This is a genomic window from Bradyrhizobium sp. HKCCYLS3077, from assembly GCF_051167555.1.
Lineage (GTDB): Bacteria > Pseudomonadota > Alphaproteobacteria > Rhizobiales > Xanthobacteraceae > Bradyrhizobium.
Map to the genome: position 1 here is coordinate 782622 of NZ_JBNPTH010000002.1, position 20429 is coordinate 803050.

15 protein-coding genes are annotated in these 20429 nt (G+C 66.7%); 5 read left to right on the forward strand and 10 right to left on the reverse strand.

What is annotated here, in order from left to right:
• Nucleotides 1–4: 4 nt before the first annotated feature.
• Both ACQR0Z_RS09780 and galE read right to left on the reverse strand, forming a co-directional pair.
• The gene (locus ACQR0Z_RS09780; protein WP_434918454.1) at nucleotides 5–1810 is read right to left on the reverse strand and encodes an ABC transporter ATP-binding protein; all 1806 of its coding nucleotides are present in this window, start codon (nucleotides 1808–1810) and stop codon (nucleotides 5–7) included.
• Between the two features lie 105 nt (nucleotides 1811–1915).
• On the reverse strand, nucleotides 1916–2929 hold the full coding sequence (gene galE, locus ACQR0Z_RS09785) for a UDP-glucose 4-epimerase GalE (protein ID WP_434918455.1): 1014 nt from the start codon (nucleotides 2927–2929) through the stop codon (nucleotides 1916–1918).
• A 131-nt stretch (nucleotides 2930–3060) separates the two neighbouring features.
• On the opposite strand from galE, the gene ACQR0Z_RS09790 reads away from it, so the two are divergent.
• The gene (locus ACQR0Z_RS09790) at nucleotides 3061–4107 is read left to right on the forward strand and encodes a glycosyltransferase family 4 protein (RefSeq protein ID WP_434918456.1); all 1047 of its coding nucleotides are present in this window, start codon (nucleotides 3061–3063) and stop codon (nucleotides 4105–4107) included.
• Here ACQR0Z_RS09790 and ACQR0Z_RS09795 read toward each other — a convergent pair.
• The 3 genes from ACQR0Z_RS09795 to waaF are packed head-to-tail and all read right to left on the reverse strand — an operon-like array spanning nucleotide 4089 to nucleotide 6335.
• On the reverse strand, nucleotides 4089–4616 hold the full coding sequence (locus ACQR0Z_RS09795) for a D-glycero-alpha-D-manno-heptose-1,7-bisphosphate 7-phosphatase (RefSeq protein WP_434918457.1): 528 nt from the start codon (nucleotides 4614–4616) through the stop codon (nucleotides 4089–4091). The genes ACQR0Z_RS09790 and ACQR0Z_RS09795 overlap by 19 nt on opposite strands.
• Nucleotides 4617–5213, reverse strand: a complete 597-nt coding sequence (locus ACQR0Z_RS09800) for a D-sedoheptulose 7-phosphate isomerase (RefSeq protein ID WP_434918458.1) — start codon at nucleotides 5211–5213, stop codon at nucleotides 4617–4619. It lies immediately after the preceding gene.
• 57 nt (nucleotides 5214–5270) lie between these two features.
• Nucleotides 5271–6335, reverse strand: coding sequence for a lipopolysaccharide heptosyltransferase II (gene waaF / locus ACQR0Z_RS09805; protein WP_434918459.1), 1065 nt, complete (start codon nucleotides 6333–6335; stop codon nucleotides 5271–5273).
• Between the two features lie 149 nt (nucleotides 6336–6484).
• Here waaF and rfaD point away from each other — a divergent pair, with 149 nt between their 5' ends.
• From rfaD to ACQR0Z_RS09825, 4 genes are read left to right on the forward strand one after another with little or no spacing between them, the layout of a single operon-like run.
• The gene (gene rfaD, locus ACQR0Z_RS09810; protein ID WP_434918460.1) at nucleotides 6485–7465 is read left to right on the forward strand and encodes an ADP-glyceromanno-heptose 6-epimerase; all 981 of its coding nucleotides are present in this window, start codon (nucleotides 6485–6487) and stop codon (nucleotides 7463–7465) included.
• A gap of 47 nt (nucleotides 7466–7512) precedes the next feature.
• Nucleotides 7513–8985 carry a D-glycero-beta-D-manno-heptose-7-phosphate kinase gene (rfaE1, locus tag ACQR0Z_RS09815; protein WP_434918461.1) on the forward strand — a complete coding sequence of 491 codons (1473 nt, stop codon included), beginning with the start codon at nucleotides 7513–7515 and terminating at the stop codon, nucleotides 8983–8985.
• Nucleotides 8982–10265 (forward strand): O-antigen ligase family protein, encoded by a 1284-nt coding sequence (locus tag ACQR0Z_RS09820; RefSeq protein ID WP_434879057.1) that lies wholly within the window; start codon nucleotides 8982–8984, stop codon nucleotides 10263–10265. Before rfaE1 ends, ACQR0Z_RS09820 begins: the two co-directional genes overlap by 4 nt.
• Nucleotides 10262–12175, forward strand: a complete 1914-nt coding sequence (locus tag ACQR0Z_RS09825; protein WP_434879058.1) for an SDR family NAD(P)-dependent oxidoreductase — start codon at nucleotides 10262–10264, stop codon at nucleotides 12173–12175. The genes ACQR0Z_RS09820 and ACQR0Z_RS09825 overlap by 4 nt, the downstream gene beginning before the upstream one ends.
• Here ACQR0Z_RS09825 and ACQR0Z_RS09830 read toward each other — a convergent pair.
• The 5 genes from ACQR0Z_RS09830 to ACQR0Z_RS09850 all read right to left on the reverse strand — a co-directional run bounded on the left by ACQR0Z_RS09830 (nucleotide 12161) and on the right by ACQR0Z_RS09850 (nucleotide 20404).
• Nucleotides 12161–13171 carry a glycosyl transferase gene (locus ACQR0Z_RS09830; protein ID WP_434879059.1) on the reverse strand — a complete coding sequence of 337 codons (1011 nt, stop codon included), beginning with the start codon at nucleotides 13169–13171 and terminating at the stop codon, nucleotides 12161–12163. The two genes, ACQR0Z_RS09825 and ACQR0Z_RS09830, sit on opposite strands and share 15 nt — an antisense overlap.
• Complete coding sequence (locus tag ACQR0Z_RS09835; RefSeq protein ID WP_434879060.1) at nucleotides 13168–14325, reverse strand: glycosyltransferase family 4 protein; 1158 nt, start codon at nucleotides 14323–14325, stop codon at nucleotides 13168–13170. Before ACQR0Z_RS09835 ends, ACQR0Z_RS09830 begins: the two co-directional genes overlap by 4 nt.
• 169 nt (nucleotides 14326–14494) lie before the next feature.
• Nucleotides 14495–17029, reverse strand: a complete 2535-nt coding sequence (locus ACQR0Z_RS09840; protein WP_434879135.1) for an NF038122 family metalloprotease — start codon at nucleotides 17027–17029, stop codon at nucleotides 14495–14497.
• Between the two features lie 187 nt (nucleotides 17030–17216).
• Nucleotides 17217–19340, reverse strand: a complete 2124-nt coding sequence (locus ACQR0Z_RS09845; protein ID WP_434918462.1) for a TIGR04372 family glycosyltransferase — start codon at nucleotides 19338–19340, stop codon at nucleotides 17217–17219.
• Nucleotides 19337–20404, reverse strand: a complete 1068-nt coding sequence (locus ACQR0Z_RS09850; protein ID WP_434918463.1) for a glycosyltransferase family 2 protein — start codon at nucleotides 20402–20404, stop codon at nucleotides 19337–19339. The genes ACQR0Z_RS09845 and ACQR0Z_RS09850 overlap by 4 nt, the downstream gene beginning before the upstream one ends.
• Nucleotides 20405–20429: the final 25 nt, after the last annotated feature.

Consider the following 20429-nt stretch of genomic DNA (forward strand, 5'->3'; position numbering starts at 1 on the left):
CTTGTCAGGACGTTGCAGTCATGGGGATGACGTTCGGCCCCATGTCGCGCTGTTGCAGGCGGAAGAACGAAGCATAGCGGCCGCCACGGCGCAACAGATCGTCATGCCGGCCCCGTTCGACGATCTCGCCGGCCTCGACCACGAGGATGGCGTCGGCGTTCATGATGGTGTGCAGGCGATGCGCGATCACGATCGTGGTGCGGTTCTGGCAGAGATGCTCGATCGCCTCCTGCACCTGGCGCTCGGATTCCGAGTCCAGCGCCGCGGTGGCCTCGTCGAGCAGGATGATCGGCGCATTGCGGACCAGCGCGCGGGCGACCGCGATGCGCTGGCGCTGGCCGCCGGAGAGCTGCGTGCCGTGCTCGCCGACCGGGGTGTCGTAGCCGAGCGGAAAGCCCATGATGAAGTCGTGCGCGCAGGCCGCCTTCGCCGCCTCGATGATCTCGGCCTCCGTCGCGCCGGGCTTGCCGAAGGCGATGTTGGCGCGGATGGAGTCGCGGAACAGATAGACGTCCTGGCCGACATAGGCAGTCTGCTCGCGCAGGCTTCGCCGCGACACCTGCGCGATCGACTGGCCGTCGATCAGGATGTCGCCTTGGGTCGCCTCGTAGAAACGCAGCAGCAGCGCCAGCACGGTCGACTTGCCGCCGCCGGACGGGCCGACCAGCGCGGTGACCTTGCCGGGCTCGGCGACAAAACTCATCCGGTTGAGCACCGGCTCGTTGTCGCGATAGGCGAAGGAGACGTCGCGCAGCTCGATCTTGGCTTGGCTGAGCTTCAGCGCCGGCTTGTCGTCATCGGGCTTTTCGCTGGCCGGGCTGTCGACGACTTCGAGCAGCATGCGGGCGCCGACGAGCTGGCTGTTGAGATCGATGTTGAGCCGGGCGAGGCGCTTGGCCGGCTCGGTCGCCATCAGGAAGGCGATCATGAAGGAGAAGAACTGGCCCGGCGTGGCGTCGAGCGCGACCACGGAATAGCCGGCATACATCAGGCAGCCGGCGACGGCGAAGCCGCCGAGCATCTCCATCAGCGGGTTGGAGCGGTTGGAGACGCGGGCCATCTTGTTGGCGTTCTGCTCGACCGCGGCGATGTTGGCATCGATGCGCGCGCGCATCGTGTCCTCGAGCGTGAACGCCTTGACGGTGCGGATGCCCTGCAGCGATTCCTGCATCGTCTCCAGGATGTCGGCATTGCCGGTGAACTGGCTGTAGGCGAGGCCCTTGATGCGCTTCACGAGCTTGCGCAGCACCAGCATCGCCGGCGGCACCACGAGCAGGCCGAGCAGCGACATCCAGGGATCCTGCAGCACCATCACGGCGATCATGCTGATCAGCGTGATGAGATCGCGCCCGATGGCGTTGATCAGCATGCTCAGGATGTCGGTGATCGACTTGGCGCCGGACGTGAGGCGGGCCAGGAACTCCGAGGAATGGCGCTCGGAGAAGAAGCCGACGCTCTCGTTCATCAGCTTGGCGAACAGCTGCCGCTGGTTGTTGGCGAGGATGGCGTTGGAGATCTTCGACAGGATGACGGCGTAGCTGTAGGTGGTGATGCCCTTGACGAACAGCAGCAGCACGGTGACGCCGGAGAGCGCGACGATGCCGGGGATGCTCTTCTCGACATAGGCCTTGTTGATGACCTGGCCGAGCACGTAGGTCGCCGCGGCGCTCGCTCCGGCGGCGACCGCCATCAGCGCGAAGGCGGTGAGATAGCGGCGCCAGTAGACGAGGCCCTGTTCCATCACGAGGCGGCGGATCAGGATCGCGGCGCCATAGGGATCGTCGGTGATCTTCTTGGGAAATTCGGCCATTCTGGTCCCTGGCCGCCCCTCGGCAAATCGCCGGAGCGGACAGGTGTGCTTGCCCGCTCGGGGCGGCTTTTTCAAGCCCCCCGTTCTCCGGCTAAGTGCTTGATTCTACGCCGAGGCCCGCTGCAAGGCGCCGCTGTGGCGTTCCAGGAACAGTTTCTCCTCCCAGGCCAGCGCATGGGCGGCGATGGTTTCCAGATTGTCGAAAGCCGGCGTCCAGTCCAGCAGCGCCTTCATGCGGCTGGTATCGGCGACCATGCTGACGATGTCGCCGGCGCGGCGCGGCATCGACTGGGTCGGGATGGCGCGGCCGGAGACGCGGCGGACGGCCTCGATGGTCTCGAGCACCGAATAGCCGCGGCCATAGCCGCAATTCAGCGTCACCGAGGCGCCGCCGGTGCGCAAATAGGCCAGCGCGGCGCGATGCGCCTGGGCGAGGTCGCTGACATGGATGAAGTCGCGGATCGCCGTGCCGTCCGGGGTCGGATAGTCGGTGCCGAAGATGTCGATCTTGGCGCGCTGGCCGGTGGCGACCTCCATCGCGATCTTCATCAGATGCGTGGCGCCGACGGTGGCGAGGCCGATGCGCCCCTGCGGATCGGCGCCGGCGACGTTGAAATAGCGCAGCACGACATAGTTGAGGTCATGCGCCGCGGCCGCATCATGCAGCATGATCTCCGCCATCAGCTTCGAGGTGCCGTAGGGCGAGGTCGGCCGCGTCGGTGCGGTCTCGAGAACCGGAACCTGCTCGGGCTCGCCATAGACGGCGGCGGTCGAGGAGAAGATGAAGCGGCTGATGCCGCGCTTGACCGCCGCATTCAAAAGGCTGCGCGTGGTCATGGTATTGTTGCGGTAATACAGCAAGGGATCCCGCACCGACTCCGGGACCACGACCGAGCCGGCGAAATGGATGATGCTGTCGACGCCGTGCTGGCTGATGACGCCATCGATGAGGTTCTCGTCGCCGGCATCGCCGATGAACAGCGGCACGCCCTCGGGCACGAAAGCGGAAAAGCCGGTGGAGAGGTTGTCGATCACCACGACGTTCTCGCCGGCTTCGGCCAAAGCGAGCACCATGTGGCTGCCGATATAACCGGCGCCGCCCGTCACCAATACAGTCATCGTTCGCCGCAATCCCTGTTATTTTCAGGCACGGTAACGCCAATGAAATGAAGGACTTCTTGAACGGGGATGCGAACTGGCGGCGGTGCTCAATGTCCCGTATAGGGAACCGCTAAAATTGGAGTGATTGGGTGGGTTCCGAGCCGTTTTCCGCCGCCGATCTCGACGTGATCGTGCCGAACCTGCACCGGCGCTATTCCGGCGTGACGGCCACCAACCGCATGGTGGCGCCGAAGCTGGCGAAGCTGGTGCGCGCGGCGTGGTTCGGGTCGTATGCGCCGGAGGGGATCGCGCGGATCGGCATGGCCGACGTGATGAAGTTGTGGGGGAGGCGGCGGCCTTTGATCTGGCACGCGCGCCGCAATGACGAGATGATCGTCGGGGTGATGATGCGCGCGCTGGGCTGGCCCTTTAAGCTGGTGTTCACGTCCGCCGCGCAACGCCATCACAGCTGGATCACGCGCTGGCTGATCCGCCGCATGGACGCGATCATCGCGACGAGTGACATCTCGGCGTCCTATCTGAAGCGCGAGGCCGTTGTGATCACCCATGGCGTCGACACCGAGGTGTATCAGCCGCCCGTCGATCGCGCGGCTGCCTTCGCCGAGAGCGGACTTCCCGGCAAATACGCGATCGGCTGCTTCGGCCGCGTGCGCGCGCAGAAGGGCAGCGACGTGTTCGTCGCCGCGATGTGCCGGCTGCTGCCGCGCTATCCGGATTTCTCCGCCGTCCTGGTCGGCGCCGTCACGCCCGAACAGATGCCGTTCGCGAGCGAGCTGAGGAAGCAGATCGCCGCCGCAGGCCTGGAGCAGCGCATCGTCATCACCGGCGAGCTCGACATCGCCGAGGTGCAGCGCTGGTACCAGCGGCTGACGATCTACGCCTTCACCTCACGCAACGAAGGTTTTGGCCTGACCCTGATCGAAGCCATGGCCGCCGGCGCCGCGCTGGTGGCGGCACGCGCGGGCGCCGCCGAGATCGTGGTGGAGGACGGCATCACGGGCAGGCTGGTGCCGCCGGGCGACGTCGATGCGCTGGTCACAGCACTGGAGCCGCTGATGCGGGATCCGGAAGCGGCGCACGCGCTGGGCGAGAAGGCGCGAACGCGCGTGATCGAAAAATTCAGCCTCGAAGCTGAGGCCGAGAAGATCGCTGCGGTCTATCGCGGCCTGGTCTGAGCGATGACGTCAGCGACGAACGCATCGAGGTCGCCGCCGGCGAACAGGAAGCCGGGCAGGCCGGCTGCCTCGGCGGCGGCGATATCGGAGGCGCGATCGCCGATCACGAAGCTGCCCTCACGCTGCACGGGCCAGTGCTGCATCAGGTCGAGGATCATGCCCGGCTGCGGCTTGCGCCAGGGATGCTCGCGCAGATATCGCGCGACGGAGCCCTCGGTATGGTACGGGCAATAACGGATGTCGTCGATCACGGCGCCCTGCGCTGCAAGCTCCGCGCGCATCCAGTCATGCAGGCTGAGCACGTCGTCCTCGCTGAACAGCCCGCGCGCCACGCCGGACTGGTTGGTGAACAGGAAGACGTGATAGCCGGCCTCATTGAGCCGCCGGATCGCAGGCCCCACATTCGGCATCCAGCGGATGCGGTCGGGCGAGCCGATGTAGTTGTCGTCGTGATTGAGGACGCCGTCGCGATCGAGAAACGCCGCGGGCTTGAGCTGCACTGTGGTCATTCAGGTCTGGTCTCGCATCAAGGCCACCTCGATGGTCTCGCAAATGCCGTGCGCGGTGGCGAGGTGGATCTGCTGGACCAAGGGCGTGTCGTCGCTCGGCGCGACCAGCAACTCGTCGCACAGCTCGCCCATCGCGAGGCCCTTCGCGCCGGTGAAGCCGATCGTGACCAGCCCACGCTCGCGCGCCTTGCGCAGCGCGTTGAGGATGCTCGGCGAGCGGCCCGAGGTCGAGATCGCCAGCAGCACGTCGCCTCGTGCGCCGAGGCCTTCGACCTGGCGGGCGAAGACGTGATCGAAGCCGTAGTCGTTGCCGATCGCCGTCAGCGCCGAGGTGTCGGTGGTCAGTGCGATCGCGGCATAGGCCGGCCGCTCCTGCTTGTAGCGGCCGACGATCTCGGCGGCGATATGCTGCGCATCCGCCGCGCTACCGCCATTGCCGACGATCAGCAGCTTATGGCCGCCGCACAGCGCCGCGATGATCTCAGCCGCGATCCGCTCGGCGCTCGCGAGCAACGCGGCATCGCCAGCGGCGCGCGCCATCGCGGCTTGCGAGCGGGCGAGATGGCTGGCGATCAGGCTGTCCGGTACGGAGGTCACGGTGCTGGCTCGGATGGCAACAGGGCCGGTGTAGGGGGCGCGGCGTTGCCGCGCAAGCTAGGGTCCCACCGGGATCGCGGCCTTGGCCAGGATCTGCTGCGCAAGCGTCGCCACGTCGGTGGCCGGGATGTCGCGCATGCAGCGGTGGTCGTTCATGCGGCAGACCGGACGATGGCAGGGCTGGCAGGGCACCTGGGTCTTGGTCTGCACCGTCGCGGCGAGACCATTCAGGGGGGCCCAGTGGTACGGGCTGGTGGGGCCGAAGATGCCCATGGTCGGCGTGCCCAGCGCCGCCGCGATGTGCATCAGGCCCGAATCATTGGAAATGGCGACACCGGCCGCCGCCATCGCCAGGATGCCGTTGCGCAGATCGGTTCCCGTGAGGTCGCGGACGTCAGGCCCTCCCTGAGACACGATCTCCGCGGCGAGCGCCTTCTCACCGGGACCGCCGACCACCCAAACGTCGAGGCCGGCGGCGATCAGCAGCCGCGCTGCCTCACCGTAAAACGGCCAACGCTTACCGGAGCCGACCGAGCCCGGCGCCAGCGCGACCGCAGGGCGATTGCCGAGGCCATTGGCCTCGCGCCAGCGTGCGAAATCCTCCGACGGCACCCTCAGTTGCGGCACGGGCCATTCCTGAGGCAGCGGCGCGCCGTCCGGACGGGCCAGCGCGGCATTCTTGTCGATGAAGCGCGGCAGCTTCTTCTCGCCCCACCGCCAGCGGTTCAGCAGCCCGAACCTCAATTCGCCGACGAAGCCGACCCGCTCGGGAATCGCGGCCAGCGCGGGCGCGAGCGCCGACTTCCAGGTCCGCGGCATCACCAAAGCGGTGCGATAGTGACGCTCGCGCAACAGGCTGGCGAGGTGCCACTGCTTGGCCAAAGCCAGCCGGCTGCGCGGCAGGTCCCAGACGATACCGGAACGCACGCCGGGCATGTAATCGACCAGCGGAGCGCAGAGCGAGGTCACCAGCAGGTCGACGGGGCGATTCGGCCAGCGCTCCTTGAGCACCCGCACCACGGTGTGGCCACGGACGAAATCGCCGATCCACATGTAGGGGATGATCAGGATCGGGCTGGTGTCGTCAGCGTCCACCTCGACCTTGGCCGAATTCACGTTCATTCTTTATCCGCTTGCCTGTGCGCGGCGCTGGTAGCCGCTCGGCCGCCGCAGGTAAAGTGGCCGAGACCTGCCGTTACCAAACCGCTTACACTTTGGCCCCGCATGCGCTACGCGAGGGCCGGGTTTTCGGGATCAGGACGGGTTGCGAAATGTTGCTGGTGACTGGCGGCGCCGGGTTTATCGGATCGAATCTGGTGGCGGCACTCAACGATGCCGGCCGGACCGACGTCGTGGTCTGCGACACGCTCGGCAGCGAGGGCAAGTGGCGCAATCTGGCCAAGCGGCAGCTCGCTGACGTCGTGCCGCCGGCGGAACTCGGCGAGTGGCTCAACGGCCGCCGCCTGGACGCCGTCCTGCATCTCGGCGCCATCTCCGAGACCACCGCGGTCGATGGCGATCTCGTCATCGAGACCAACTTCCGCACCTCGCTGCGCCTGCTCGACTGGTGCACGGGGAGCGCCACGCCGTTCATCTATGCCTCCTCGGCCGCTACTTATGGCGACGGCGCGCAAGGCTTCGTCGATGATCCCTCGCTCGCTGCGCTCAAGACGCTGCGGCCGATGAACCTCTATGGCTGGAGCAAGCATCTGTTCGACATGGCGGTTGCGGCGCGCGTCGAGCGCGGCGACAAGCTGCCGCCGCAATATGTAGGCTTGAAGTTCTTCAACGTGTTCGGGCCCAACGAGTACCACAAAGGACCGATGGTCGGCGTGCTCGCCCGCCGCTTCGACGACATCAAGGCCGGCCGCACCATCCAGCTGTTCAAGTCGCATCGCGAGGGCATTGCGGACGGCGACCAGCGCCGCGACTTTATCTACGTCGACGACATCGTGCGCGTGATGATGTGGCTGTTGGCCTCGCCGTCCGTGTCCGGGCTGTTCAACGTCGGCACGGGCGAGGCGCGCAGCTTCAAGGAGATGATGCTGGCGGCCTATGCTGCGCTCGGAGCCACGCCGCGGATCGAGTACGTCGACATGCCCGAGGCGATTCGCGACAGCTACCAATATTACACGAAGAGCGACGTCCGCCGGCTGCAGGCCGCCGGCTATAATGGCGGCTTCACCTCGCTCGAGGACGCCGTCGCCGACTATGTCCGCGGCTATCTCGATTCGGCCGATCGATTCCGCTAGAGCATGATCACGCTGACCCCCATCCAGACGTATCGAGACTGCCGCTGATGTTCGACTTCGACGATCTCTCGCAAGCGATCGCCCGCCAGACGGTGCTGTGCGTCGGCGACCTGATGCTGGACGAGTTCGTCTATGGCGAGGTGTCACGGATTTCGCCGGAGGCGCCTGCGCCCGTCATCGCCGTCCGGCGCAGCGAGACCAACATCGGCGGCGCCGGAAATGTCGCGCGCAACATCGCCGCCCTCGGCGCGCGCTGCGTGTTCGTCGGCCTCATCGGGCAGGACGCGGCCGGTGATCAGCTCGAGGCCGAACTCGCCAAGGAGGCCGGCATCGAGAGCGTGCTGGTGCGCGATCCCGCGCGGCCGACGACCCGCAAGGTGCGCTTCGTCTCCGAGCATTTCTCCACTCACATGCTGCGGGCCGATTGGGAGCGTGCCGCCCCCGCGAGCGGCGAGATTGAGCAGACGCTGATCGCGGCCATCGTGCCCTTGCTCGCACGCGCCGACATCGTGCTGCTGTCGGACTACGCCAAAGGCGTGCTGACGGCGCGCGTGCTGCGAAACGTGATCGATGCCGCACGCAAGGCAGGCAAACGGGTGATCGTCGATCCGAAGAGCGCCAATCTCGCGATCTATCGCGGCGCCAGCGTGTTGACGCCGAACCGCAAGGAGTTTTCGGAAGCCACGCGCAGCCGCGCCGAGACCGAGCAGGAGATCGCCGTGGCCGCGCAAGATGCGATCTACCTCGCCGACTGCGAGGCGATCCTGGTGACGCAGAGCGAGCGCGGCATGACGCTGGTGCCGCGGCAGGGCGATCCGGTTCATGTGCCGGCCTATCCGGTGAAGGTGCGCGACGTCTCCGGCGCGGGCGACACGGTGGTCGCCGTCCTGGCGGCGACCCTGGCGGCCGGCGCCGGCTGGGCGGACGCGTTGCGCATGGCCAGCGCGGCGGCGGCCGTCGCCGTCAGCAAGCAGGGCACCGCCAGCGTCACCGCGGCCGAGCTCCGGCGCAAGATCCTGCCGCATGCCTATCTCGCGGCCGAGGAGAAGATCATCACCGGCGATGATGATCTGGTCGCGCGCGTCGAGGCGTGGCGCCGCGACGGATTGCGCGTCGGCTTCACCAATGGCTGTTTCGACATCCTGCATCCCGGCCATGTGAAGGTGCTGACGGCAGCGCGCGCCGCCTGCGACCGCCTCGTGGTCGGGCTGAACAGCGACGCCTCGGTCAAGCGGTTGAAGGGCGAAAGCCGGCCGGTGCAGGACGAGCGCGCGCGCGCCGAAGTGCTGGCGGCCTTGGAGGCGGTCGATGCCGTCGCGATCTTCGGGGAAGATACGCCGCTGCGCCTGATCGAACTGGTCCGGCCGAGCGTGCTGGTCAAGGGCGGCGACTATACGCGTGAGCAGGTGGTGGGACATGAGGTCGTCGAGGCCCATGGCGGCGAGGTCCTGCTGATCGACATCCTCAAGGGACACAGCACGACGGCGCTGGTGGATCGCGCGCGGAGCGACAAGCGATGAGCGCGCTGGCAGGCCATCCCGGCCCGACCTTGCTGGTGCGCCGCTGGCGCGATCCCGCGGCATGGCGGACCACGTCCGACGTCGTTGCGATCCTGCTCGCGGTCTCGCTGCCGTGGTCGACGTCGCTGGTGTCGATCCTTGGCGTGGTCATGCTGATCACGATGGTGCCGTTTCTCGACATCGACCGCCTGCTGCAGGTGCTGAAGCGGCCGATCGCGCTGGCGCCGATCGGGCTGTTTCTGCTGGCGCTGCTCGGAACGCTGTGGTCCGACGTTGCCTGGGGGGCGCGGCTGTATGCGGTCGGACCGGCGGCCAAGCTGCTGGTGCTGCCGGCGTTGTTCTATCACTTCCAGCGCTCCGAGCGCGGTCTGTGGGTGTTCGCGGCCTTTCTCGGCTCCTGCGCGCTGATGGTCGTGGCGTCGACGGCGGTCGCGTTCAATCCGGCGCTGGCGCTGAAGGCGAATGCCGACCGCGGCATCTTCGTGAAGAACTACATCGACCAGGGCCAGGAGTTCTCGCTCTGCGCCGTGGCGCTGGCCTATCCGATCGCGCAGCTGTTGCGCTCGCGCCGCTATTGGCAGGCCTCTCTGCTGACGGCGCTGATGATCGCCTTCCTCGCGAACATGGCCTTCGTCGTCGTCTCGCGCACGGCGCTGGTGACGATCCCGATCCTGGTCGCGGTGTTCGGCCTGATGCATCTGCAATGGCGCGCCAACCTCCTGATCGCGGTCTCTGCTCTCGGGCTCGGCTTCGCGGCATGGGCGGTCTCGCCGCAATTGCAGGCGAAGGTCGCGACGTTCACCAGCCAGTATGACGACTATCGGAACGATCGCGCCACGACCTCGATCGGGGAGCGCCTGGAATACTGGCGCAAATCGCTGCGCTTCTTCGCCGAGGCGCCGCTGATCGGCCATGGCTCCGGCTCGACGCGCCATCTGTTCGAGCTCGCCGCGAGCGGAACCAAGGAGCTTGCCTCGGGCCAGGTGATCGGCAACCCGCACAACCAGACGCTCAACGTCGCGGTGCAATGGGGCGCGCTCGGCGTGATCATCCTCTATGCGATGTGGGCCGTGCATCTGCTGCTGTTCCGTGGCGAGGGGCTCGTACCGTGGATCGGCCTGCTCGTGGTGGTGCAAAACATCTTCACCTCGCTGTTCAACTCGCACATCTTCGATTTCCACGAGGGGTGGATGTATGTGATCGGCGTCGGCGTGGCCGGCGGCATGGTACTGAGATCGCGGGCGCAGGCCGAGACGACACAGGGGCCTGTCACGTCATGACGCGTCTGGCCCAGTTGACCTACCGGAACCTGCTGATCGCGGCGCATGACATCCTGGTCAGCGTCGTCGCGCTGTTCGCGGCGTTCTACATCCGCTTCGAAGGCGCCAGCTCCTTCTGGGAGCGGGTGCCGCTGCTGCTGCAGCTCCTGCCTTACTTCATCGCCTTCAGCTTCATCGTCTTCTACTTCTCCAATCTGCTGACCACGAAGTGGCGGTTCATCTCGCTGCCGGATGCGCTCAACATCGTCCGCGTGGCGACCGTGCTGACGCTGGCGCTGCTGGTGCTCGACTACATCATCGTGGCGCCGAACGTGCGCGGCACGTTCTTCTTCGGCAAGCTCACGATCATCCTGTACTGGTTCCTCGAGATCCTCGGGCTGAGCGCGCTGCGTTTCGCCTACCGCTACTTCCGCTACACGCGGGTGCGCCGGCACGCCAGGTCGGACGATGCCGCGCCGGCACTGCTGATCGGCCGCGCCGCCGATGCCGAGGTGGTGCTGCGCGGCATCGAAAGTGGCGCCGTCAAGCGCATCTGGCCGATCGGCATTCTCTCGCCGTCCGCGGCCGATCGCGGCCAATTGATCCGTGGCGTTCCCGTGCTCGGCGGGATCGATGACGTCGAAGACGTCGCCGCCGATTTCGCCCGGCGCGAGCGGCCGATCGCGCGCGCGCTGATGATGCCGACTGCGTTCGAGCCCGACTGCCATCCGGAGACGTTCCTGATGCGCGCGCGCCGCTTGCGCCTGATCGTCAGCCGGCTGCCGTCGCTGGAGAGCGGGGATGCGCCACGGCTGGCGCCGGTCGCGGTCGAAGATCTCCTGCTGCGGCCGAGCCACAAGATCGATTACGGCCGGCTCGAAGCGCTGGTGAAGGGCAAGGCCGTCGTCGTCACCGGCGGTGGTGGCTCGATCGGTGCCGAAATCTGCCAGCGCGTCGTGGCTTTCGGCGCCGCGCGGCTGCTCATTCTCGAGAACTCCGAGCCGGCGCTCTATGCGATCACCGAGGCGCTCGCGGCGGACCCCGAGGCGAATGTCGCCGTCGAGGGCCGCATCGCCGACATCCGCGATCGCGACCGCGTGTTCGCGCTGGTCGGCGAGTTCAAGCCGGATCTGGTGTTTCACGCGGCCGCCTTGAAGCACGTGCCCATTCTGGAGCGCGACTGGAGCGAGGGCGTCAAGACCAACATCTTTGGCTCGATCAACGTCGCCGACGCCGCGATGGCCGCCGGCGCCGAGGCCATGGTGATGATCTCGACCGACAAGGCGATCGAGCCGGTGTCGATGCTCGGCCTCACCAAGCGCTTCGCCGAAATGTATTGCCAGGCGCTCGATCGCCAGCTCGCCGAGCGTCCCGCCGGCCGGCCGCCGATGCGGCTGATCTCGGTGCGGTTCGGCAACGTGCTGGCGTCCAACGGCTCCGTCGTGCCGAAGTTCAAGGCGCAGATCGAGGCGGGCGGCCCGGTCACCGTGACCCATCCGGACATGGTGCGCTACTTCATGACCATCCGCGAGGCCTGCGATCTCGTCATCACTGCAGCCTCGCACGCCTTGGCGCCGCAGCGCCCGGATGTGTCGGTCTATGTGCTGAACATGGGCCAGCCGGTCCGCATCGTCGAGCTGGCCGAGCGCATGATCCGCCTCTCAGGGCTGCAGCCGGGCTACGACATCGAGATCAAGTTCACCGGCATCCGTCCGGGCGAGCGCCTCAACGAGATCCTGTTCGCCAGCGAAGAGCCCCCGGTCGAGATCGGTGTGGCCGGCATCATGGCGGCCACGCCGAACGAGCCGCCGATGCCGACCTTGAAGGCCTGGATCGCGGCGCTCGACCAGGCGATCACGCGCAACGACCCGGTGACGATCAAGTCGGTGCTGAAGGATGCCGTGCCGGAGTTCGGCTCAAGCGCCGCCTGATCGCGGCCGCGAGAAGCGGCGGAGCACGAAGGCGACGGCGGCAAGGCCCGCGAGCAGCAGGAGCCCATCCGCCGCCATCGACTGCAAGGCGACCGAGGCGCCGGCCAGCGCGGCGAGCCAGAGATTGAGCACGAAGACCTCGCTGACCACACGCGCAACGGTGAAGCCGTTGTCGGTCGCCTGCTGATAGAAGTGCGTGCGGTGCGCCGCCCAGAACGGCTCGCGCCGCGCCATCCGCCGCAGCAGGGTGAAGGTCGCATCGACCAGATAGTACAGCGGCAGCAGCAGCGCCGCCGCCACATATCCTTGCCACGCCAGATGCAGCAGGCCCCAGCCGAGCAGGAGGCCGATCGGCAGGCTGCCCACATCGCCGAGAAAGACCTTGGCGACAGGGCGGTTGAACGGCGCGAAGCCGAGCAGGGCGCCTCCGAGCGCGGCTGCGATGGCGGTGGCGGGCCACGGCAGTGATCCGGACACGCCGAACAGGACCAGTGTCGCCGTGATCGGCACCGCTTCCGACACGGTCATCAGGTCGAGCCCGTCCATGAAATTGACGAGGTTGACGAACCAGAGCCCCGCGATCAGCAGCAGCGTGCGCTCGACCGCAAGCGGGATCGGAAACAGCCTGAGGTCGTCGGGCGCGGTGAAGATCACGAGCGCAACGGCCAGCCCCTGCAGGACGAAGCGCGGCAGCACGGGGATCGGTCTGACATCATCGACCAGGCCGACCAGCGCCAGCATCGGCACCGCGATGAACAGCATCAGCAGTGGCGCAAAGCCCATCACGGAGGCGAACGCGCCGCCGACCACGAGCGTCGCGCCGATCACCGCGATCCCGGCGCCCTGAGGCGTCGGGATCTTGTGCGAGGAGCGCGCGTTCGGCCGCGCCAACGCATAGCGCTGCAGCAGGGGACGCAGCAGCACGATGAGCACGGCGCACATCACGGCCGCAAGCAGGGCGACAAGGGCCAGGATGGTCGCTGGATTTGCGATCATCGCGGCGCGCCCGTCGCGGAGGTGAGGCGATCATACAGCGCGACCACCGAGCGGCCGATGATCCGGGCCGAGAGCTTGTCCTCGACCAGCTTCCGGGCCGCCGCGCCATAGTGGGTGCGTAGTTCGGCAGAGGTCGCCAGCTTAGCCATCGCTTCGGCGAGTGCGCTGGCATCCTCCACCGGCACCGACAATCCCGTCTGGTTGTGAATGGCGATCTCGCGGCACCCCGGCGCATCGGTCGAGACCAGGGGCCGGCCGCAGGCCGCAGCCTCCAAGAGGCTCACCGGAAGACCCTCGCGATGCGACGGCAGCACCGCGATATGGCAGCGCCGCCAGAGCTCGGTGATGTCCTTGATCTGGCCGAGCAGGGTGATGCCGGGCTCCTTGCGCCAGGCCTCGATCTCTTCGGCGGACACGGAGGCCGGATTGGCCGGATCGGGGGAGCCTGCGATCAGCAGCTGATCGTCGCGGCCCTGCTGGCGCAGGATGCGGTGCGCCTTGACCAAGGCGCGGACGCCCTTGTCGGTGAGCAGCCGCCCGGCGAAGCCATAGGTGATCGGGCCGTCCGGTTCGGGCAGCGGCTGGAAGCGCTCGGTGTCGACGCCGGAGCCCGGGATCAGCGTGATCTTGTCGGCGCGGACGCCCATCGCCTGCAGCGCCTCGCGATCGTCCGGGTTCTGCACGAGCACGCAGCTCGACGCCCGGTTCATCAGGCGCGGCAGCAGCCATAGCAGGCCCTGCTTGAGCAGGCGCGAGCGGAAGCTCGACGAGGTAAAGACGTAGCCAAGCCCGGTCAGGGCGTTGACCACCGGGGTCGCGTGCCCGAGCGCGGCGAGTGAGCCGAGCACGCTCGCCTGCAGCCCCGAATGGTGTACGACGTCAGGCCGGATGGCGGCCTGCACGGCCCGGATGGCGCGGATCGTTGGCCAGGCCGACGACGGCGACAGGCCGCCGCGCTGGAACGGGATCGGATGCAGCACGAAGCGTTCGGCGGCAATCGCGGCCGCGCCCGCATTCACATTGGTCGCGACATGCACCTCGTAGCCGGCCTCGCGCGCCGCGCGTGCCATCGGCAGGCGATGCATCAGGAAGGCGAAATCCTCATTGGCCACATAAAGCAGGCGGCGCGGCGAAGCAGGGCGGGGCGGGGACATCACTTTCACGGTCTCGGGCGGTCGCAGCGCCGTATAGGCCAAGACCGCGCCGCGCGCGAGCCGTTATCCGCCGGCGGCGGCCGGAAAGCCGGCCGCGCCGCCCCGCAAAGATCGCGAGAGCGCCACCCGACAACGCTGGCCGCCGGCTGCGCACCGGGACGGCCGGATTTCAAACCAAATGGAAGGTCGACAGGTGCGACAGAAGCTCGGCCGTCGACACATGCTGGATCGTGATCGTGTCCTGCGCCGCATCGGTGATGACGGCATTGCCCGCAGCATCGTCATGGATTGCAGCCTGCAGCGCCGCCTGGTCAGCGAAGATGCCCTGGTTGAACACGATCTTGTCGGTCCCGGGAGTGAAGCCGGATACACTCACGTTGCCGAAATGCTCGGCGAAGACGAAGGCGTCATGTCCCTGAAGGGAGACCGGCTGACCGGTGGCCGCGGGGGGAGCGTTGACGCCGGAAATGAGCACACCGCCGTTGCTGTCCGCGGCGAAGTGGAAGCCATCGTGGAGCTCGGGGCCTGCGAAGTGCAGGACTGCGCTGCTCGTTCCGTCGTTCAGCGATAGCTGGCCGCTCTGATCGTCATAGACCGAACGGAGCGAGGCGAAGGCGAGGCTGCTGATCTTGATCTGGTCGGCAGTGCTTCCGTAGCCAATCAGCTCTCCGCTGAACGTGCCCGAAATCTCGAGAGCGTGGCCTGCCGAAGGACCCGAAGCCGCTGTCTGGATCGCAGAGGGGGAGGCAGCCAAACTCGTCGAGCTCGGGGGGCCAATGATGCTGTCGCCGTTCAAATCCTGTTGGAAAATCAGCTCGAACGACTTCACCGACGCAGACGTTCCATCGACGAGGCCGCTCAGGTTCGAGCTGTAGTTGCCGTTGGAGTCGATCGCCCAGAATGTGAACTGGCTTGTGCCGGGAATCTTCCAGGCCACATCGAAGCCGGTGGCCGTTTGAATCGCGCCGATCGGCGTGATCGTTCCGAAAATGCCGTCCGTGACCGGTGATCCTGCGTATTTAAGCTGCGGGCCGCTGCCATTCACGTAGATGTAGTAGGTGTCGGCGATGTGAAGCAGATTGGTCGAGCCGTTCGTGCGCACCAGGGCCGCGGTGACGCCGATCGTGCCGTCACCGTTGAAGTCCTGGCCGAAGGTCGTCTCCATCGACTCGGTCGCAAAGCTGCCGGCGGACACCAAGCCGGTGAGGTTGCCCGTATAGTTGCCATCCTTGTCGGTCGTCCAGAACGTGAACCTGTTCGTCGCGGAATCCTTCCAGGCCACGTCGAAGCCGTTGCCGACCTGAACCGCCGCGATCGGCGCGATCGTTCCGAACTGCCCGACAGTGAACGGACTGCCGGCGTACTTGAGCTGCGGCCCGGATCCATTCACGTACATGTAGAAGCCGTCTGCGATCTGCAGCAGACTGGTCCCGCCGTTGGCGTGCACGAGCGCCGCCGTGACGCCGATCGTGCCGTCGTTGTTGAAATCCTGGCCGAACGTGGTTTCGAGGGCCTCGGATGTGATGCTGTTGCCGGACACGATCCCGGACAGGTTCGACGTATAGTTTCCGTTGTTGTCCGTGGTCCAGAACGTGAACTGGTTCGTACTGGGAATCTGCCAGGCGACGTCATAGCCGGCGGCTGTCTTGACCGCTCCGATGGGGGCGATGCTGCCGAACTGGCCGGCGAGGACGGCCGCGCCGGCGTACTTCAGGACAGGCCCGACACCGCCCGAAACACTGTTCAGATAGTATGAGCTTCCTACCTGTGTCAGGCTCGTATCGCCATTCGTCCGAATGACGGTGCCTGACGACCCGATGAGATGAAACCCCAGGGCGACCATCTGCTTGAGGTCGATGGACGTGAGCGTCTGGAGCGTATTGTAGGTATAGAACTCATTGAACGGATCGTTTGCGCCCTGTACGCCGCTATTCAGGAAGTCGCTGGGATCCGACGACTGGCCATAGTCGCCGAGCTTGGTATAGCCGCCATCGACCGAGAAATAGGCCGTCGACGCCGTCGCGCCGCCGGTCATCAGGCGGACGCCGGGACTGGAGAAACGGAACAGATCGAACACGTCGGGCTGCGGCCCGTAGGGGACGCGGCCGAAGGCGTGCGTCAGTTCGTGCAATGCGACGCCGACCAGCAAATTGGGATTGATGTCGGTCGCGAACGTTGCGCTGCCGTCATCGGTGGTCGCGTCGTTGGCGCTCAGCCCGCCCCACAGTTTCAGCTGCGAATTCCAGACCGCGACGTAGGACTGTCCCTGAATGCTGGATCCGGTGGGCAGGGCATTGAAAGTGGTGTCACCGGGGCTCGCATTAGTGATCAGGTTGGAGCGGACGCTGGAATAGCTCATCCACTGACCGTTGTCCGGCCCGGCAGCCGCGCCGCCTCCGGTGCCGCTGTAATCGATCTTGAGATTGACCGTGATGTGATCCGAGATCGCGGAGGTCAGGATTGCCGCGGCCTGTTGAATGCCCGCCCGGAAGCTCGCGGGCGCATTCATCGCCGCGGTGTCGAACAGCAGATTGATCGTCAGCCCGCCTGCCGTTACCGAGGTGATGGCGCCGACGCCGGCGAAATCACCCTGAGCAAGCAAGGATTCGACGGCCTCTTCCGGAAGCTCGATGGGCGTAGACGGAGGGGTCCGTTCGTCGCCTGCCTGGGTTGTGTTCGGGGAGCCCTGTAGCGACGCTGACATTGCCTCAGTCCCTGCAATTCGTATCGGCGGAGCACTGATCGCCAACGTCCATCCGCTGGCGGCGATTCGCGCTCCTGCAGGCTTTACCTATCAGGCCGATCGTCTTGCCCGAAGGTTAATGTGCCGAACATCGGGAAATTACTGGGATACAGGTGGGCGTTGATCGAACGCGGCTTCCCTTGCGCGCTCAGTCCAAGAGTTCAGGAACCCGATCGAGAAAAGCAGGCACGGGCAATGCCGCACCGAAATTGTACGGGTTGTCGCGAAGAGTGGCCCGATAGCGATCGAGGAAGGGGCCGCCCTCGCGCATGGACTGGCCAATGCCGTCCAGGCAGTCGAGCTTGTAGCGAACCGCTTCCAGCACGTCCTGCGCCGTGTTGGCGTGAACCTCCAGGCCGTGGCGCGCCAGCACGGCGGTGTCGATCAGCAGCGCCTGCAATGGCTGGCGATAGGTTTCACGCAGCGACAGGTAGCGCCGGTTGCGCCGGTCGTAGACCGGACGGACGGTGAAGTCGGTGCGCTCGTGCCAGAACTGGCAGTCATTGGAGATGCAGTTCACCAGCAGCATGGGTGTTCCAAGCGCCTGCACGGCCGTGGTCAGGCCCGACGTGGTGCCGACGAACAGGCGTGCGGCGGCGCAGAGATACAGGTCCATCTCCGCCGACTTGATGTCGCTATGGGCATAGTCGAACACGCCTGCCATGCCGCGCAGCGGCGTCATGCTGCGGTCGCCGAGCCGGACGACGGCGCCGCCGCGCGCCGTGATGGCGGTGATCGCTTCGAGATAGTCGCCAACATTGGCGGAGCGATGCTGGCGGGTCGTGCCGGGACCGTCGCCGTGATAGCCGCCTTCGCGGATGTGGATTGCGACGAACCAGTCGGCGGTGACGCCGGCGGCGCGCAGCTTGCCGGCTCCCTTTTCCATCAGCTCTGCTGAAACCGTCACCAGCGGCCCGCGCTGCTGTTCAGCCCAGGCGACCTGGGCCCGCGAGGCTGCGTGCGCCCAGGGCTCGGCCAGGCCATCCTTGCCGCGGACGGCAATGAACTGATCCCCGACCAGCCGCTGATAGGGCAGGAGCTCATCGACGAGACCCGGGTCTTCGATGATCGTGACATGCTGCTCGAACAGCCTGAGAAAGGGCTGGTTGACCACCTTGTTGTGCGGGGCAAGCAGCACGTAGTTGGCGCGGGGCAGGATGCCCATCGCGGCCATGCGCAGATGGCAGTCGATGAAGCCGATATGGCCGATCAACGTCACCCATTCGTAGCCGAGCAGCCGGACCGGGAGTGTTGGATCGAAGATCCTGCTCGCGGCGGCGATCCGCTGGACCAGCTTGTCGGGAACAGACCATCTGCGCGCCAGGGCGTCCTGATGATCGAGCGCCGCCTGATAGCTGCGGAACGTGTCGTCGTAACGACCCTGATGATAGAAGTTCTCGCCGAGCTGAATCAGATTGTCGTAGATCAGGAGTTCGCCGGCATTCTCCAGCTCCCAGGAGCCGGGCGTGTAGGTCGACGGGTCGTAGCCCCCGGCATAATTTTGATGCGCCATCACCGAGCGCGGATCGCGTTCGACCGAGGCCTTGAAGCAGGCGGCCGCCTGGGCGTGATCGCCGGCCAGAGCATGGACAGCGCCGAGCTTACGCAGCGCGTTGCCGTCCCCGGAGGATGCGGCGGCTTCAAGGAAGTGAGCGGCGAGCGTGAGATTGCCGCGGTACATGTGAGCGACGCCGGCCGCGAAGTTGATCGCAAAGCTGTCGATCGTCTCGGGCTGCGGCACCTCCCGCACGATACGATCATAAGCGCTGCACAGGGCCAGGGTGGTGAAATAGGCCTGGGCGCCGACGCCTGCTCGCGCACGGATCTGGCTGCGGAACATCAGGTTCAGCAAGCGAACCGCACGCAGCGCGCTCGGCTTGCGGCTCGCGGCCAGGTGCACCTGCGCCGCGGCAGCCAGCGTGGTCGAGACGACGCGGGCGAGCAGATCGTCCATCCGTGAGCCTTCGGCCAGCCGGCGGTCCATCGACCGCAGCAGCCGTGCGCCTGCGGGCGCCAGGATGACGTGGTTATCGAGGACATTGGCGGCGCGGGTGGTCAGCGGCAGCAATTGCCGGCGCCGCGCGCTCAGGAACGCATACAGGCGAAAGGCCGTCCCAGTCAGCCAGACCCGTGGTGACCATTTGCCCGGCACCGGCAGGCTCCCGGTCGCTGCCGGCGCGACCGACGTCGTGACCGGCGCGGGCGGCCGGCTGCCGGCCATCCGCTTGCCGAGGCGATGGCGCAGAGAGCCGAAGGGGGCGCGCGTCGTCATGGCGCGCGGTACGCCGGGGTCGCGGAGATGATCTGCCGTCGAACCCCGCGCTGGGCGAGCAGACGCATGAGCGACATCGGGCGGGTCCTCAGGGTGATCCAGGCGAGAGCAGCCAGTCGTCCGGCTGCCCCGAGGCTGAGCATCACATGCAGCAGCCGGGTGTCGAGCACGTTTCCGTCGAGCAGGGCGGCGACGCGTGCGGCCTTTGCCGCGGGCGCCATCGCGTTGCCCAGTACCGTCCGCGCCGCGCCGAAGCGGTTCCGCCGTGCGAATGCCTGGTCATAGCCGGGAGGAAACAGGCTGCTCTGCTGGATGAGCGTGGAAATCTCGGCCAGCTTGGCGTTGAGCAATGCCGGGTCGGTTGCTGTCGCGGTCGAGTAGTTCTGGCCGTGGATGCGCCAATAGCCGAGGACGTCGGCGATGAACGAACAGCCATAGGTGAGCGCCAGCCGGCGGGCGAGGAACGCATCCGAGAACGAGCCCAGCGTGACGTCGAAACCGCCGAGCGCCTGCAAGGCCTGCTTGCGGTACAGCGAGGTGGTCCCGGAGAAATAGTTGTCGCCGAAGCCCAGGATGCGGCGGACGGCGGCGGGCGCCAGCATCGTTGATGCGGACGCCGGCAGCATCATCGGCCGCAGCATGCGCTTCGCGGACGGCCCGGTCGGCCCGATGATCTCGCAACACGCGAAGATCAGACCGGCTTCGGGATGATCCGCGGCTTGGCTCATGGCCTTTTCGAGATAGGTCGGATGCAGCGCGTCATCGGCCCCGAGAAATCCGACCCACTCCGTCTCCGCCAGCGCCAGCGCCTCGTTCTGGCCGCGCACCACGCCCTGGTTGGCCTCGTGACGGATGAGCCGCCAGTTCGGCCGGTCCGCCACGAAGCGCGAGATCACCGCGATGCTGTCGTCTGTCGAACAATCATCGATGACGATGACGCGGTCGGGCGCGCGGGTCTGCGCGGCGATGCTGCCGAGTGACTCCGGCAGGTAGTGCGCGTGATTGAAGTTGGGGACGACCAGGGTGACGGTCGGCGCGGCGGCTCGGCTGGTCGTGGGGGTCATGGCTCAGCGAACATCCCGCCGCATG